This window comes from Streptomyces sp. NBC_00335, from assembly GCF_036127095.1.
Lineage (GTDB): Bacteria > Actinomycetota > Actinomycetes > Streptomycetales > Streptomycetaceae > Streptomyces.
Map to the genome: position 1 here is coordinate 8371184 of NZ_CP108006.1, position 15032 is coordinate 8386215.

Annotated in this window: 16 protein-coding genes; 9 read left to right on the top strand and 7 right to left on the bottom strand. The window is 71.5% G+C overall.

The features are described 5' to 3' along the window. Positions 1-110: 110 nt before the first annotated feature. A complete protein-coding gene (locus OHA37_RS37850; RefSeq protein WP_266913599.1) occupies positions 111-899 on the bottom strand; it encodes a GNAT family N-acetyltransferase in 789 nt (262 codons plus the stop codon). 163 nt (positions 900-1062) lie between these two features. Continuing rightward, a complete protein-coding gene (locus tag OHA37_RS37855) occupies positions 1063-1266 on the bottom strand; it encodes a cold-shock protein (protein WP_243336897.1) in 204 nt (67 codons plus the stop codon). A 306-nt stretch (positions 1267-1572) separates the two neighbouring features. On the opposite strand from OHA37_RS37855, the gene OHA37_RS37860 reads away from it, so the two are divergent. Continuing rightward, positions 1573-1965: a TOBE domain-containing protein gene (locus OHA37_RS37860; RefSeq protein ID WP_266913601.1), complete on the top strand. Its 393-nt coding sequence runs from the start codon at positions 1573-1575 to the stop codon at positions 1963-1965. 6 nt (positions 1966-1971) lie between these two features. After that, a complete protein-coding gene (locus tag OHA37_RS37865; RefSeq protein ID WP_266913603.1) occupies positions 1972-2760 on the top strand; it encodes a sulfite exporter TauE/SafE family protein in 789 nt (262 codons plus the stop codon). 55 nt (positions 2761-2815) lie between these two features. Here OHA37_RS37865 and OHA37_RS37870 read toward each other — a convergent pair whose 3' ends face one another. Together OHA37_RS37870 and OHA37_RS37875 are read right to left on the bottom strand one after the other, a co-directional pair. Next, a complete protein-coding gene (locus tag OHA37_RS37870) occupies positions 2816-3415 on the bottom strand; it encodes an HAAS signaling domain-containing protein (RefSeq protein WP_266913605.1) in 600 nt (199 codons plus the stop codon). Next, on the bottom strand, positions 3412-3786 hold the full coding sequence (locus tag OHA37_RS37875; protein WP_266913607.1) for a PadR family transcriptional regulator: 375 nt from the start codon (positions 3784-3786) through the stop codon (positions 3412-3414). The genes OHA37_RS37870 and OHA37_RS37875 overlap by 4 nt, the downstream gene beginning before the upstream one ends. A gap of 168 nt (positions 3787-3954) precedes the next feature. Here OHA37_RS37875 and OHA37_RS37880 point away from each other — a divergent pair, with 168 nt between their 5' ends. The 4 genes from OHA37_RS37880 to OHA37_RS37895 all read left to right on the top strand — a co-directional run bounded on the left by OHA37_RS37880 (position 3955) and on the right by OHA37_RS37895 (position 9087). Continuing rightward, a complete protein-coding gene (locus OHA37_RS37880) occupies positions 3955-4980 on the top strand; it encodes a helix-turn-helix domain-containing protein (protein WP_266913609.1) in 1026 nt (341 codons plus the stop codon). Between the two features lie 10 nt (positions 4981-4990). Beyond that, a complete protein-coding gene (locus OHA37_RS37885) occupies positions 4991-5626 on the top strand; it encodes a class I SAM-dependent methyltransferase (RefSeq protein ID WP_266913611.1) in 636 nt (211 codons plus the stop codon). Positions 5627-5946: 320 nt separating this feature from the next. Then, on the top strand, positions 5947-8076 hold the full coding sequence (locus OHA37_RS37890; RefSeq protein WP_266913613.1) for a glucose PTS transporter subunit IIA: 2130 nt from the start codon (positions 5947-5949) through the stop codon (positions 8074-8076). Between the two features lie 159 nt (positions 8077-8235). Further along, positions 8236-9087, top strand: coding sequence for a PRD domain-containing protein (locus OHA37_RS37895; protein ID WP_266913615.1), 852 nt, complete (start codon positions 8236-8238; stop codon positions 9085-9087). Positions 9088-9138: 51 nt separating this feature from the next. On the opposite strand, the gene OHA37_RS37900 is transcribed toward OHA37_RS37895, so the two are convergent. Both OHA37_RS37900 and OHA37_RS37905 read right to left on the bottom strand, forming a co-directional pair. Continuing rightward, entirely contained in the window at positions 9139-9813 is a 675-nt protein-coding gene (locus tag OHA37_RS37900; RefSeq protein WP_266913617.1) for a response regulator, read from the bottom strand. Next, entirely contained in the window at positions 9810-10979 is a 1170-nt protein-coding gene (locus tag OHA37_RS37905) for a sensor histidine kinase (RefSeq protein ID WP_266913619.1), read from the bottom strand. The genes OHA37_RS37900 and OHA37_RS37905 overlap by 4 nt, the downstream gene beginning before the upstream one ends. Before the next feature lie 133 nt (positions 10980-11112). On the opposite strand from OHA37_RS37905, the gene OHA37_RS37910 reads away from it, so the two are divergent. Together OHA37_RS37910 and OHA37_RS37915 are read left to right on the top strand one after the other, a co-directional pair. Then, positions 11113-12033, top strand: coding sequence for an ABC transporter ATP-binding protein (locus OHA37_RS37910; RefSeq protein ID WP_266913621.1), 921 nt, complete (start codon positions 11113-11115; stop codon positions 12031-12033). Further along, complete coding sequence (locus OHA37_RS37915) at positions 12030-12893, top strand: ABC transporter permease subunit (protein WP_266913623.1); 864 nt, start codon at positions 12030-12032, stop codon at positions 12891-12893. The genes OHA37_RS37910 and OHA37_RS37915 overlap by 4 nt, the downstream gene beginning before the upstream one ends. A 53-nt stretch (positions 12894-12946) precedes the next feature. On the opposite strand, the gene OHA37_RS37920 is transcribed toward OHA37_RS37915, so the two are convergent. Further along, a complete protein-coding gene (locus OHA37_RS37920) occupies positions 12947-13945 on the bottom strand; it encodes an endonuclease/exonuclease/phosphatase family protein (RefSeq protein WP_266913625.1) in 999 nt (332 codons plus the stop codon). A gap of 478 nt (positions 13946-14423) precedes the next feature. On the opposite strand from OHA37_RS37920, the gene OHA37_RS37925 reads away from it, so the two are divergent. Then, positions 14424-14957, top strand: a complete 534-nt coding sequence (locus OHA37_RS37925) for an SMI1/KNR4 family protein (RefSeq protein WP_266913627.1) — start codon at positions 14424-14426, stop codon at positions 14955-14957. Positions 14958-15032 lie beyond the last annotated feature (75 nt).

The following is a 15032-nucleotide window of genomic DNA, read 5'->3' on the forward strand; positions in this document are numbered from 1 at the left end:
CAGCCGTTGCCGCCCCGGCCCGTGCCGGGGCGGCAACGGCCGTTCGGCTGTCCGGCCGGTCCGCTGTCCGGTTCCCGGCGGGCCCCGGCCGGTCGCGAACCGCCGACGCCTTACGGGCGGGCCGTGAAGGCGGCTTCCGTGAACTCCGTGACCTCGGTGAAGCCGAGCCGGCGGTAGAGCCGGACGGCGGTGGCGTTGTCCGCACGGACGTTCAGCCCTATGTGGTCCACGGTCTTTCCGAGCTGTCGGCACAGGGCCGCGACGCAGGCGCCGCCCGCGCCCTGGCCGCGTACCCGCGGGTGCGTGGTGACGTTCCCGAGCGCGGCGACCCGGTACGCGGCCGAGTGGACGTGCACGCCCGCCACGGCGACCAGCTGCCCGTCCTGGCGCGCGCCGAGGTACTGGCCGGTGTCGAGCATGCGGTGGTCGAACCAGTTGCCCGGGTACGCCTGTTCGAACAGTTCGAGCAGTTGCGGGAGGTCGTCCCGGCTCAGCGGAGCGGGCCGCCACGGCCCGGCGGGATACCGGTCGGCCAGGCCGGGCTCGGTCAGCGCCATCCTGAGCAGGGTGCCGTGCGACTCCGCGGTGTACGCGGATTCCAGTACCTTCGCGGCGTTCCCGGTCAGGTGTCCGAGGAAGCGCCGGGGGAGTACGGGCAGCAGCGCCTCGGCCAGTTCCTCCAGGGCGGCCGCCTGCCCGGGGCGGGTGAACCCCAGCAGCGTCGGGACGTCGCCGACGGCGTAGAGGAGTGCCACCGGGCCGTCCTCGGAAAGGGTGTACCAGCTGGTGTGGGGCCACGGCAGGTCGTCGAGGTCGCCGAGCTCCATCAGGTTCACGGCCGGGTCCCGTTCGAAACGGGCGGCCAGGGCTGATCGGTCGTGAAGGCTGTGCAGGATCACCCGGACAGAGTACGGCGGGGACCGGACCGGCTCGACGGCGAGGTGGGCACGGACGCGGGACGCCCTCCGCCGGACGCCCCCGCCGGACGCGGCGACGCCCCGCACCGAAAGGGTGCGGGGCGCCGGGATGCTGCGGCTCAGAGCTGCTGCTCAGGGCTGCGGCTCAGAGGGGACGGATGTCCTCGGCCTGCGGGCCCTTCTGGCCCTGCGTGACCTGGAACTCGACCTTCTGGCCCTCCTGGAGCTCACGGAAGCCCTGGGCGTTGATGTTGGAGTAGTGGGCGAAGACGTCGGGGCCGCCGCCGTCCTGCTCGATGAAGCCGAAGCCCTTTTCCGAGTTGAACCACTTCACAGTTCCGGTGGCCATCTGAATGCTCCCTGTCGGGGACGAGGGCCCTCGCTTGTGAGGACCCTTGGGTGTGGGTTGCTTGCCCTGGTCCTCCGACGCTTGGTGAAGCGGTACTTCGGACACACGACTGCCGATCACGAGGCATGATCTACCCACTTGCACGAGGAGGGCAAACCGATGATCGGTTTGCCCTTGCATCGGCACCTCCCCGGGTCGGCGAAGACGTCTCACAGCGGTCTTCGCACCCGGTGCCAAGAGCCCGGAACGGCGCGGGGCACAGGGCGCTCAACCTGCCCATGACCTGCAGCCTCTAGGGTGGCCCTCATGGAGTCTTACACGATGGGGCAGGCCGCCGAGCTGCTGGCCGTGAGCGTGGACACGGTGCGGCGGTGGGCGGACGCGGACCGCTTCCCGACCCACCGGCAGGGCAACCGGCGCATCGTGGAGGGGCCCGACCTCGCCGCGTTCTGCGTGGAGGTCGCCCGGGAAGGCGCCGAGGGCGAGGACACCCCGCACACCTCGGCGCGCAACGCGTTCCCGGGGATCGTGACCGCGATCAAACTGGGCGAGGTCTCGGCGCAGGTGGAGGTCCAGGCGGGGCCGCACCGGGTGGTGTCGCTGCTGACCCGGGAGGCCGTCGAGGAACTCGGCCTGGAGCCGGGCGTCACGGTCACCGCACGGGTCAAGTCGACCAGCGTGCACGTCGAGCGCGGCTGAACGGCCTTGGAGTGGGGGACGGGCCTGGCCGGCCTGGCCACCGGCCTGCTGATCGCGGTGATCACCGCACCGGTCGGCGTCTCCGGGGCGGTGTTCCTGCTGCCCGTGCAGCTGAGCGTGTTCGCGGTCCCGAGTCCGGCGGTCACACCGACCAACCTGCTCTACAACGTCGTCGCCGGCCCCGGCGCGCTCCTGCGCCACCATCGCACCGGCACCCTGCACGGGCCACTGGTCCGCAGGCTGGTCCTGGGAACCCTGCCCGGCGTGGTCATCGGCGCCGTCGTCCGGGTGTTCGCGATCCCGGGCCCGGTGGTCTTCAAGGCCCTGATGGCGGCCTTCCTGCTGCCGCTCGGACTGTGGCTGGTCATCCGCACGCTCCTGCCGTCCCGGCGGTCCGGACGGGCCCGTGAGGAGCTGTCCCCGCGCGCGGTGACCGGCCTGGCCCTGGGTGTCGGAGTGGTCGGCGGGATCTACGGCATCGGTGGCGGCTCCCTCCTGGGCCCCGTCCTCGTCGGCCGCGGCACGCCCGTCGCCCAGGTGGCCCCGGCGGCCCTGGCCTCCACCTTCGCCACCTCGGTGGTCGGGGCCGCCACCTACGCGCTGCTGGCGCTCTCCGGGCCGGGCAGCATCGCGCCGGACTGGTTCCTGGGCCTGTCCTGCGGCGCGGGCGGACTCATCGGCGGCTACCTCGGCGCCCGCCTCCAGCCCCACCTCCCCGAGAAGGCCCTCCGGCTCCTGCTGGGCACCCTGGCCACCGGCGTCGGCACCCTCTACGCCGCCCAGTCCATCGCCTGAGGCTCTTGTCCGAGCCACGGACGGTGACAACGCCTCAGGAGACGGCAACCACGCCTCAGGCGCGCCGGATCCGCCAGAGCCATCCCGTCGTACCGGCCAGCAGAGCGAGCGTCGCCAGGTTTGCCAGGTTGGCCGCGGTGTCGCTCGGCGGTGCGGCGAGGAACAACTTGCAGAGGCCGATGGCGAGGGTCGGCAGGACGGCGGTGAGCAGAACGCCGGTCGTCTTCTGCGTCGAGGTCCAGTGCACCGAGGTGCACAGGAGCACCGCGCCGATGACGCGGAACAACGTGCTCAAGAACGCCGTGACGTCGCTGTAGGGGAGGACCGCGGCGACGAGGAAGGGGACTGTGAGCATCAGGAGGGGGGCCAGGGGGTGCACCTTGCCCCGCCGGACGGGTGCGCCGGCGCCGCTCTCGGCCGGGGACCCGACGACCCCGTCGCCGGCCTCGGCCAGTGCCGTCGCCGCGATCGTACGGGGATCCCCCAGCTCCGCGAGAACCTCGCCGATCGTGACGTGGGGACGTTCGGCGCGGGTCACCTCGATGTGTTCGGCGAGATCGGCGAGGAGTTCCCGGCGACGGTCGGCGGGCAGTGCGGAGGCCTCGCGCTCGACGGCGGAGAGGTAGTCGCTTACGGGGTCGGCCGAGGTCTTCATGCGGGATCTCCGGTGGCGGGGTGCGGGATGGTGAGGAAGTCGTCGACGGCGTCGCGGAAGCCGGGCCAGACGCGGGTGAACTCGTCCAGCGCGGCGCGGCCGCTGTCGGTGAGCGCGTAGTAGCGACGGGGCGGTCCGGAGGCGGACTCCTGCCAGGTCGTGGTGACCAGGTCGTCGCGGCGCAGCCGGGAGAGCAGCGGGTAGACCGTGCCCTGGCTGGTGGCGAGGGTGCCGGAGTCCTCCAGGGCTTGGAGGAGCTCCACGCCGTAGCGGGGGCGGTCCCGCATCAGGGCGAGGACGCAGTACTCCAGGACCCCCTTGCGCAGCTGGGCGGCTGCCCGGGCCTGCTTGGTCGAATCACCTGGTTCCATGCGATGCAAGATACCTGGTGAGGCAACCAGGTGGGAAGAGGGGGTGTGGACCCGGCACGGATGCGTGACCTCGCCGGATTCGCGTGACTGATACTTGATCGCGGACGGGGGGAAGCACGGCTGTGGGGCGACCGGTGAAGGGCTGGTTCCACTGCCAGGTCAAAGGGTGTGGGTGATCGCATGGGCTCGCTGGTGGCGTCGGAAGCCGTCGTGGAGCGCGGGGACAGGTTCGACTGGTTCTGCGAGACGGTGTCCAGCGACGTGATGCCGGTCATGCTCAGCACCCCGCACACGGCCGACTTCCGCGCGAAGATCACGGACCTGGACCTCGGCGTGGTGCGGTTGTCCTCCCTGGCGTGCTCACCGGTGCTCTCGCGCCGTACCTCGGCCCACGTACGGCGCGGCGATCCGGAGCACTTCCAACTGGCCCTCGTGACGCAGGGCCGTGTCCGGATCTCTCAGCGGGGCAGCGATTCGGTGGTCTCCGGGGGGCTCGTGCTCACCGACACCTCACGGCCGAGCTCGGGGGCCTGCGAAGGCGGGCAGGTGGAGACGATCGTGCTGCAGATCCCCCGCCCGGCCCTGGCGCTGCGCCCGAACCGGGTGGACCGCCTCCTCGCACAGAACCTGGCCGCGGACACCGGGTCGGGGGCGATCCTTGCCGACTTCCTGAAAACGTTGCTCACACACGGTTCGCCCTGCCGCCCGGAGGAACTGCACGGGATGGGGGCCATTGCCCTCGGTCTGGCCACCGCGTGCCTCGCGCGACAACTGGGGGACCTGGCCGAGGCGCCCGCCGAGGTCCGCACCCAGGAGACCCTGCAGCGGATCCACCGATTCATCGAGAACAACCTCGGCGACCCCGGCCTGACTCCTCAGGCGATCGCGGACCGGCACAACATGTCCCTGCGGGGTCTGCACGCTCTCTTCGCGGGCCAGGACCTGAGCATCACGGCTCGCATACGCGAAAGCCGGCTACAGCGAGCCCACGCCGACCTCGCCCGTGCGGAACTGCGCGCTCAGCCCGTCCAAGTGATCGCCGCCCGCTGGGGATTCTCCAGCGCCACCGCGTTCAGCCGGGCATTTCGCGAAGCCTACGGAACCACCCCCACCGAACACCGGGCGTCATCGCCGTCCACCCCGGGACAGGCACTCCCGGCACCGGCCGGGCGGGCCGCTCCGCGCGGATGTTAGCTTCCTCCCCGTGGCGGATCATCAAGAGCAGACCAGGGTGGCCTACGACGGCATCGTCGAGCTGTACGCGTCCATGTTCGCCGACCGGCTGGAGACGCAGCCCTTCGCGCGAGCCATGATCACCACCTTCGCCGAGCTGGTGCGGGGCACGGGGAACCCGCGAACGGCCGACGTCGGGTGCGGTCCCGGACACCTGACGGCCATGCTGCACGACCTGGGACTGGACGCCTTCGGGCTCGACCTCTCCCCGGCCATGGTCGACCACGCCCGCCGGGCCCATCCGGCGCTGCGGTTCGACGAGGCGCGCATGGAGGCCCTCCCCATCGAGGACGGCGCGCTCGGCGGCGTACTGGCCCACTACTCGATGATCCACACCCCGCCCGGGGAACTGCCCGCGCTGCTCGCCGAGCAGGTCCGCGTCCTCGCACCGGGGGGCCTGCTCCTGGTCTCGTTCTTCGGGACCGACGGACCGGATCCGGTCCCCTTCGACCACAAGGTGGCGCCCGCCTACAGCTGGCCGGCGGACCGGCTCGCCGAGTTGCTGACCGCAGCCGGCCTCGTCCCCTTCGCCAGGCTGCTCCACGACCCGGCCTCCGAGCGCGGCTTCCTCGACGCTCACCTGCTGGCCCGCAACCCCCGTCCGTAGCCGCTGAAACCGCGCCGCGAGCCGCGCCGTGAATCGCTCCGTGCATCGCGCCGTGAGTCCCATCACGCCGGCACCGTCCTGTGCACGCGTTTCCCGGTGTTAAGGTTTTGTCTGATCGATCTCGATCACAGGATTGTTACTCCCCGAGGACGTCACCTTCGTCGCCACCCGCGACGTCAAGGCGGTGGACCGCTTGAGGGGAGGCAAGGCCTGGGTAGCGCCGTGTGCGCGACCCGGGCCTTTTTTGTTGCCCGGATCCGGGCGTGAGAGATCGCGGACCGAAGCAGGATGGCCAGCGCCCCAGGATGCAAGGACGCATCATGAACACACCCGTAGCCGGACCCGGCACGCTCGCGGAGCAGATCCTCCGCGGCGTCGGCGGAGCCGAGAACATCGAGAGCCTCACGCACTGCGCGACGAGGCTGCGCTTCCAGCTCCACGACGGGGCGAAGGCCGACGCGGCCGCGCTCGATGGCCTCGACGGCGTCATGGCCACCGTGCCGCAGTCCGGTGACCGCCTCCAGATCGTGATCGGCGGAGCCGTCGCACGCGTCTACTCGGAGATCATGAACCTGCCGTCGATGAGCGGCGGCGCCGCGCCCGGCCCGAAGTCCGACGCGGACGTCAAGGCCGCGATGCGGGCCAAGAGCCGCGGCCGCTACGCCTGGGTCGACAACTTCTTCGAGTACCTGTCCGACTCGTTCCGCCCGCTCATGGGCGTCCTGCTGGGCTCCTCGCTCATCATCGCGATCGCCTCCGTCCTCGACGCCCTCGGCTTCGTCGACTTCCGCGCCGCGGACAAGTCCGCCACCTGGGTCTTCGTCGACGCCATGTGGCGCTCGGTGCTGTACTTCCTGCCGATCATGGTCGCCTACAACGCGGCCAAGAAGCTGAAGATCGACCCCTGGGTGGGCGCCGCGGTGATGGCCGCGGTGATGACCCCGAACTTCACCGGCATGCTCAACCCGAAGTCCGGCATCCCCGGCATCACCTGCACCACCAACGGGACCCTGGGTACCCAGGAGTGCGTGGCGCACGTCTTCGGACTGCCGATGCAGCTGAACGACTACGGCGGCCAGGTCTTCGTGCCGCTGCTGATGGTCGCCCTGCTCGCCCTGGTCTACAAGGGCCTGCAGCGCATCTTCCCGGAGGCCGTCCACCTGGTCTTCGTGCCGTTCTTCAGCATGCTGATCATGATCCCGATCACCGCCTTCCTCATCGGCCCGCTGGGCGTCTGGGCCGGCAACGGCCTCGGTGAGGGCCTGTCCTGGCTGAACGGCAACGCCCCGATCGTCTTCGCGATCCTCATCCCGCTGCTCTACCCGTTCCTGGTGCCGCTGGGCCTGCACTGGCCGCTGAACGCGCTGATGCTCGTGAACATCAACACCCTCGGCTACGACTTCATCCAGGGCCCGATGGGCGCATGGAACTTCGCCTGCTTCGGCGCCACCGCCGGTGTCCTGCTGCTCTCGCTGCGCCACCGCGAGAAGGAGATGCGCCAGACCGCCACCGGCGCCCTGGCCGCGGGTCTGCTCGGCGGCATCTCCGAGCCCTCGCTGTACGGCATCCACCTGCGGTTCAAGCGGATCTACCCGCGCATGCTCGTCGGCTGCCTCGTGGGCGGCGTGATCGTGGGCGTCCTGGGCGGCGTGGACACCAAGGCCTTCGCCTTCACCTCCCTGCTGACCATCCCGGTCTTCTCCCCGATGGCCACCTACGGCATCGCCATCACGGCCGCCTTCTTCGTCTCGATGGCGCTCGTGTACTTCTCCGACTTCCGCACCCCGGAGGACCGCGTCCAGGCCAACGCCGACCGCGACGCCGCCGAGGCCGCCTCCCACGGGGAGACCGCGGCAGCCGATGACCGCGAGCTCGTCACCGTCGGCGCCGCCACGGCCGCCGCGGGCGCGTCCACCGGCTCCGCCACCGCATCCGCGACCGGCTCCGTCTCCGCGTCCGCCACCGCCGCCGGTGCCCCCGCCTCCACCCCCGCCCGGGGCACCGAGCTCGCCGCGCCCGTCGCGGGCCGTGTGGTCGGCCTCGACGAGGTCGGGGACCCCGTCTTCGCCTCCCGCGCGCTCGGCGAAGGCGTGGGCATCGAGCCGGCCGACGGCCGCATCGTCGCCCCGGTCGACGGAGAGCTGATCATCGTCGCCGCCACCGGCCACGCCTTCGGCATCCGTACCGCCGACGGCATCGAGGTCCTCATCCACATCGGCATCGACACGGTGAAGATGCGCGGGGAAGGCTTCGACGTCCGCGTCGAGGCGGGTCGGCAGGTCTCCGTCGGCGACCTCCTCGCCGAGGTCGACCTCGACGCCGTGCGCGCGGCGGAGCACCCGACCGTCACCCTCATGACCGTCACCAACACCGCCGACCTCACCTCGGTCGAGCCGCACACCGGGCAGACCGTCGCCGCCGGTGCCCCCGTGGTGACCGTACGGCGGTAACGACCGTCATCGTTCCGACGCGGGCGCGCCACCTCCCGGGGGGCGCACCCGCGTCGGAACGGTTCGGGGGAGAGGGTGGCGCATGCGTGCCAGACAATGCGGGATCATTGGGCAGAACCGGACCGCGAACCGGACCGCGAACCAGAAGGAGAGCAGGCGTTGAAGGCGCTGCGTGTCCTCAACAACAACGTGGTTCTCGCGCGCGACGACAAGGGCCAGGAAGTCATCCTCACCGGTCGCGGCATCGGGTTCAGCTCCCGCCAGGGCAAGCCGGTCGACCCCGCGCTGATCGTGCGCGTCTTCGTCCCGGCGGACGGCCGCGACCCCGATCACCTGAGCGAGGTCCTCGCCCTCATCGACGAGGAGGTCCTGCGGGCCGTCGTCATCGCGCTCGACGAAGCGGGCATCGAGGGGCGCGAGTCCACCCGGCCGACCCTCGCCATCGCCGTCGCCGACCACGTGGCCGGCGCCCTGGACCGGGCCGCGCGCGGCATCGTCATCGAGTACCCGCTGCGCGCGGAGGTCCAGGCCCTGTACGCCTCCGAGTACGCCCAGGCGCAGCGGCTGCTGGACGCGATCAACGAGCGCCTGGACCCGCGCCTGGGGGACTCCGAGGCGATCGCGCTCGCGTTGCACCTGGTCAACGCGGGCTTCGCGACGGGCGACCTGTCCTTCACGTACACGATGACCGGGGTCATCCAGCAGATGCTCGCCGTCGTGCGGGAGCGGTACGGGCTGTCCGTGTCCCAGGAGTCCATGAGCGCGGCGCGGTTCATCACCCACGTGCGCTACCTCTTCGTGCGCATCCAGCAGCACCGGCAGCTGAAGGGGCACGAGACCACGATCGGCGAGGGCATCCGCCGGCACTACCCGGAGGCGACCCGCACCGCGCAGCAGTTGGCGACGATCGTCGAGCTGCGTCTGGGCGAGCACCTGAGCGAGGACGAGGTCTCCTACCTGGCACTCCACGTGGCCCGCATGACCACGGAGCCGGACGGCACCGCCGCGTAGGCGGGCCGGCGGGGGAGCCAGTGGTACGGGACGCGGATCCGCCGGCGCACCTCAGCCCGGCGGCGCGACGAGGCCGAACTCGTAGGCGAGGATCACCAGGTGGACCCGGTCGCGGGCGTCGAGTTTGGTGAAGAGCCGTGCGAGGTGGGCCTTCGCGGTGGCGACGCTGATGGTGAGCTCCCCGGCGATCTCCGCATTCGACAGACCGCGGCCGACAAGGGTCAGGACCTCGCGCTCCCGGGCCGTGACGCCGCCCGCGACCACCCGGCGGGCTTCCGGCCGGACATCGGGGGAAGGGGCGGGACGCGCCGCGAACTCCTCGATGAGACGGCGCGTGACGCCCGGCGCGATGAGGGCGTCCCCGGCGGCGACGACCCGGACCCCGTCCAGGATGGACTCCAGCGGCATGTCCTTGACGAGGAAGCCGCTCGCGCCGGCGCGGAGCGCACCGTAGACGTACTCGTCGTCGTCGAAGGTGGTGAGGACCAGGACGCGGGTCGTCGACCGCGGATCCGCGTCGATCCGGCGGGTGGCCTCGATCCCGTCCGTGCCGGGCATCCGGATATCCATGATGGCCACGTCCGGCCGCAGCCGTGCCACCAGCTCCACGGCGTCGGCGCCGTTCCCGGCCTCCCCGACCACCTCCAGGTCGGGGGTGTCGGCGATGAGGACGCGCAGCCCCGTACGGATCAGCGGTTGGTCGTCGATCAGCACGACACGGATCAACGCCCCGCCTCCTGCGGTATCGGCAGCACGGCCGCCACCCGGAAGCCGCCGTCCGGGAGCGGCCCGGCGCTGAACTCGCCGTGCAGCAGCCCGACGCGCTCCCGCATGCCGACGATGCCGTACCCGGACCCGCCGACGCTGCCCCCGCGGCCGAGGTCGACGACCTCGACGGCCAGCTCGCGGCCGCGGTGGTCGACCGTCACGGTGCAGTCCCGGGTGCCGGAGTGCCGCACCACGTTGGTGACCGCCTCCTGGACGATGCGGAAGGCCGCGAGGTCCACGTCCGAAGGCAGCTCGCGACCCTCCCCACTCCGGTGGACCTCGACCCGGACGCCGGCGGCCGCGCTCCGCCCGACCAGCCGGCCGAGGGCGGCCAGACCGGGGACCGGCTCCAGCGGCGCGGACTCCTCCTCGCCCTTGCGCAGTGCGCCGAGCATCCGGCGCAGCCCGGCGAGGGTCTCCCGGCCGGTGGCCTCGATGGCATCGAGCGCCTTGCGCGTCTCGGCGGGCTGGGTGTCCATGACCCGGCTGCCCACGCCGGCCTGGATGGTGATGATGCCGATGTTGTGGGCGACCATGTCGTGCAGCTCCCGGGCGATGCGCAGCCGCTCCGCGGTGACCGCCTGCCGCGTGACCTGGGCGCGCACCGTGTCCGCGTGCGCCCGGTTCTGACGGATCGTGTTGCCGATCAGCCAGGCGATGACGACGGTCGACGCGAGCCCGGCCGGCGCCGAGGGGTTGAAGAAGTCGCCGCGGGTCAGGTCCCAGACCGCGTAGCCCGCCAGGGTGGCGAAGCAGAGACCGGCGGCGGAAAGCGAGACCCGCCGCGGACGGGTCGCGGCGGTGTATCCGACGCCCGCGTCGGCGAGCAGGAACAGGACGAACGGCGTCTCGCCCACCGCCATCCCGAGCGAGAACACGGTGCCCGCGAGCGCGACGGCCACGGCCGCCAGCGGCGCGCGGGACAGCAGCAGCGCGCCCAGGGTCGTGACGACGGCGGTGGCCAGCAGCGGCCCGTCCTCGACGTTGCCGTTGTACTGGACCAAGTGGCGCAGCTCGTCCTGCCGTTGCAGCACGCGGACCAGGATGAGGGCCACCCAGAAGGCACCCACCCACGCACCGGGTGGCACGCGTCTGAGCAGGGACGGACGAGGAGGAGCGTTCATCGGGCGATCGTATCCGCGCCCGCCCGCCGGGACATTGGCCCGCAGGACTAATCCCCCGGGCTACCGGAAGGGCGTCGCGGTGTGAACCACCGGCCGACGCACGGACCGTACCCGCACGGGCAGCGTGGACCCCGTGATCGAATCCACTCGACTGACCAAGCGGTACGGCGACACCGTCGCCGTCGACGACCTGAGCTTCACCGTGGAACCGGGCCGGGTGACGGGGTTCCTCGGCCCCAACGGCGCGGGCAAGTCCACCACCCTGCGGATGATCCTGGGCCTCAACACGCCGACCGGCGGGACCGTCACCGTGGACGGGGTTCCCTTCGCCCGCCGCCCGCGCGGACTGCGCCACGTCGGCGCGCTGCTGGACGCCCAGGACGTGCACGGCGGACGCAGCGCGCGGGCGCACCTGTCGGCCCTGGCCCGCGGCAACCGCATCCCCCTGTCCCGCGTGGACGAGGTCCTGCGGGAAGCGGGGCTGACGAAGGCGGCGGGCCGCCGGATCGGCGGGTTCTCCCTCGGGATGAAGCAGCGCCTCGGCATCGCGGGCGCCCTGCTCGGCGATCCGCCGGTGCTGCTCTTCGACGAGCCCCTGAACGGCCTCGACCCCGAGGGCGTGCTGTGGGTGCGGGGCCTGTTCCGGCGGCTGGCGGCCGAGGGTCGCACCGTCTTCGTCTCCAGCCACATGATGGCCGAGATGGAACACACCGCCGACCGGATCATCGTCATCGGCCGGGGGCGGCTCATCGCCGACGCGAGCCTGGCGGAGTTCTCGGCGCGGCACGCCTCCCTGGGCGTGACGGTCCGGGCCCCCGACCCGGCGGCCCTGGCGGCACTGGAGGCCGTACTGGTCGCCGAGGGCGCGTCGGTGCGGCGGGAGGACGGCCCGGCGGCCCACGTCACCGGCCTGACGGCGGCCCGGATCGGCGACCTCGCCCACCGGCACCGCATCGTGCTGCACGAACTGGCCACCCACACCTCGTCACTGGAGTCGGCGTTCATGGCCCTCACCGCCGACAGTGTCGAATACAGCGCAGGAGAACCCCGATGAGCACGCCGACGGAGTCCGGCACCAGGTCGTCCGAGCGAGCGGCCGAACCCGCCGCCGGTTTCACCGACCTGCTCGCCGCCGAGTGGATCAAGATGCGCTCGCTCAGGTCCACCTACTGGGTGCTCGTCCTCAGCGCCGTGGTCGCGATCGCGATCAACGTGAACGCCGTCCACTCCGACTTCCCCTACATCGACCAGCCGCACCCCCCGATGCCCGGCGAACCCGCCTACAAGTACGACCCGTTGTTCCACGGCCTGAGCAGCATCGCGGCCGCTGTCATGGCCCTGGCGGCGGCCTCCTTCGGTGCCATCACCGTCTTCGGCGAGTACGCCACCGGGATGATCCGCACCACGTTCGCGGCCGTCCCCGACCGGCGTGCGGTGATCACGGCCAAGGTGGCCCTGGTCGCGTCGACCACGCTCCTGCTCGGCGCCCTCGTCTCCGTGGCCTCGTTCTTCACCATCAACGCGATGCTGGCCTCCCGCCACGTCGGCCTTTCGATCCAAGACCCCGGCTGCCTGCGGGCCGTCGTGGCCTACGCACTGGTCGTCCCGGTCTGCGCACTCATCGGGATGGCCTTCGGAGCAGTCCTCCGCCACGCCACGGCCTCGATCGTCGCCGTCGTGGGGATCCTCTTCATCCTGCCCCTGCTCTTCGGCGGCGACCGGTACCGAGCCCTGAAGGAGATCGGCAACCACCTCCCGCTCGCCGCCCAGGAGCGGCTGTCCCTGAACCCGGACTCCTACACCAGCCTGGGCGCCCACCCGGGCACGATCACCGGCTCCTGGATCGCGCTCGCGGGGTGGGCGCTCGTCTCGGTGATCGTCGCCGTGACGGTCGTACGACGCCGGGACGTCTGAGACCGGCTCGGCGGGTGGTTGCCCGGGGGAGTGCCGACTACGAGGCCCGCGTCTCAACGCAGCTTGAGCACGCTTCTGACGCCGGCGTGGTCGGAGGGCCACAAACCTGACGGGGTGCGGTCGGCCTGGGCATGGCCCACCCGGTGGGTCGTCAGTGCCGTGATCTTGCCGCGCACGAGCACGTAGTCGATGCGCTGCGTGAGGGCGGAGACGGCGTTGCGCAGGTCGGGGGCCTGACAGCAGGTGAAGCCCGGGTCGCGGGGGCGGGTGGCGGTCCAGGCGTCGGTGAACCCGGCTGCCAGGAGGCGGTTGTGACTCTGGGTGCTGGTTCCCGGTGTTGCCCCGACGCCGCCGGCAGCCGAGTTGAGGTCGCCGAGCAGCACGGTGGGGAGCGTGGTGTCCAGCGGGCCCGCGAGCAGTTCGGCGGCCTGTGCTTCCTGGACGGCGGGGGCGGCGGGTTCGAGATGGGTGTTCACCACTCGGACGGTGCGGCCGCGCAGCGTGGCGTCGGCCGCGACCCAGCCGCGCTCGATCCGCAGGGCCGGGTTGGGCGGGCAGCCCAGTACGGGGCGGCAGAGGGGTACGTGGCTCTGGAACCGGGCGGCCTGCGGGTTGGCCACGGAGAAGTTGCGTGCGGGCAGGTCGGTGCGGGCCAGGAGCACGTCGCGGTCGGTGAGGCGGATGTCCTGCAAACCGCCGGGCGTGGAACGCGGGGCCTCGAAGTCGCTGCCCACGGTGACGCTGGCCACGGCCGCGTAGTGCTTGCCCCGGGCGGAGAGCTCATCGAGAAGGATCTGCAGGAAGTCGTACTCGACGTGGGTGGCGCTCCCCGGCCCGGCGGGCGTCTGGCTGCGCCACAGCACGGCTTCCTGGAGGCCTACGAGGTGGGGGTCGCTCTCTGCGATCTCGTCGGCCAGGGCTTCGGCCCGCTCGGGGAAGTCCGTCGCCCGGACGTTCGCCCACACGCCGGTCACCGCGGCGACGAGCGCCTGGGGGCTGGTAGCGGCGAGAACGGGCGCGAGGTCGGCGCCGAGGTAGAGGTTGCGGGTCATGACACGCAGAGAAGTACGGCCCCCTTCGGCGGCCGAGGCCGCGCCGAGTGACCCCGGTGCGAGGAGCGCGAGTGCGCACAGAGCGGATGTGAACCAGCGGCGAGCCATGCGGGCAGCCCTTTCGGTCAAAGCGGGCGATTTCCCGCCTACTCGCCGAAATCTAGAATGGTTGACGGCATCGGGCGATCCAGGTGTGGGCCGGGCGGCCTACGGTGCGCCTGAAAGCGCCGGAGTCACCCCGGGATCCCCGGCCGGCCCGGAGCCGGGGCCGTTTGGTCCAGTACGGCCGCACCCCATATGGCACACCGCCGGGCACCGCCCCAGGCAGCTGCTGTCCGAATCCCGGACGATGCGTCACCTCGCCGGGCCGGCCCCCACGTGGCCACCTCCACCTGCACTAAGTTGACGAGAGCGGCCGAAGGAGGGCCGCCGGCCGGCACCCAGAACCCCATCGACCTTCGGAAACAGGACTCACTCCATGTCCCACGCCCTTGCGCGGCTTCATGAAATGGCCCCGGCGCCGGGTGAACGGCACCAGAAGGACTGGGATGAGGTCGAGCGCGCCCTTGGGTTCCAACTACCAGGGGACTACAAGGACTTCATCCACGCCTTCGGCGGCAGCAACTGGGACGACTATCTGTACGTCCTGGAGCCCGGCTGCCCCAACGAGAACTACGACCTCATCGCGTGGGCGAAGAACCAGGCCGAAGACCTGGAGGACCTGTGGCAGTTCGAGAGGAAGCCGGCGGAACTGGAGGTCGAGGGTTCCCGGGTCGTCCCGTGGGCGACCACGGACAACGGAGAGTGCCTCTACTGGCTCGTGCGGCCGGGCATCGAGCCGGATCGATGGACCGTCATGGTGAACGAGGCCCGCGGTGACCGGTGGGAGCATTTCCCCGTATCGTGCACGCAGTTCCTCGCGTCCTCGCTCGACGGAGAGCTGCGGTCGAGCCTTCTCTCCTCCCTGTTCCCCGGCGCAGGACATGAATTCCGCCGACTTGCCCCGGCATGACACACCGCCGCCCATCCCGTCCCACCCCGACGCGCCGCAACACCCCGTCCCGCAGCGCTAGTTCGCGGCCGAAGT

Bases quoted from the DNA above. Each gene is read 5' to 3' on its own strand.
- OHA37_RS37855 (WP_243336897.1), bottom strand. From the start codon at position 1,266: ATGGCCACCGGAACTGTGAAGTGGTTCAACTCGGAAAAGGGCTTCGGC.
- OHA37_RS37860 (WP_266913601.1), top strand. From the start codon at position 1,573: ATGGAGTCTTACACGATGGGGCAGGCCGCCGAGCTGCTGGCCGTGAGC.
- OHA37_RS37870 (WP_266913605.1), bottom strand. From the start codon at position 3,415: ATGAAGACCTCGGCCGACCCCGTAAGCGACTACCTCTCCGCCGTCGAG.
- OHA37_RS37875 (WP_266913607.1), bottom strand. From the start codon at position 3,786: ATGGAACCAGGTGATTCGACCAAGCAGGCCCGGGCAGCCGCCCAGCTG.
- OHA37_RS37890 (WP_266913613.1), top strand. From the start codon at position 5,947: ATGAACACACCCGTAGCCGGACCCGGCACGCTCGCGGAGCAGATCCTC.
- OHA37_RS37905 (WP_266913619.1), bottom strand. From the start codon at position 10,979: ATGAACGCTCCTCCTCGTCCGTCCCTGCTCAGACGCGTGCCACCCGGT.
- OHA37_RS37915 (WP_266913623.1), top strand. From the start codon at position 12,030: ATGAGCACGCCGACGGAGTCCGGCACCAGGTCGTCCGAGCGAGCGGCC.
- OHA37_RS37920 (WP_266913625.1), bottom strand. From the start codon at position 13,945: ATGACCCGCAACCTCTACCTCGGCGCCGACCTCGCGCCCGTTCTCGCC.
- OHA37_RS37925 (WP_266913627.1), top strand. From the start codon at position 14,424: ATGTCCCACGCCCTTGCGCGGCTTCATGAAATGGCCCCGGCGCCGGGT.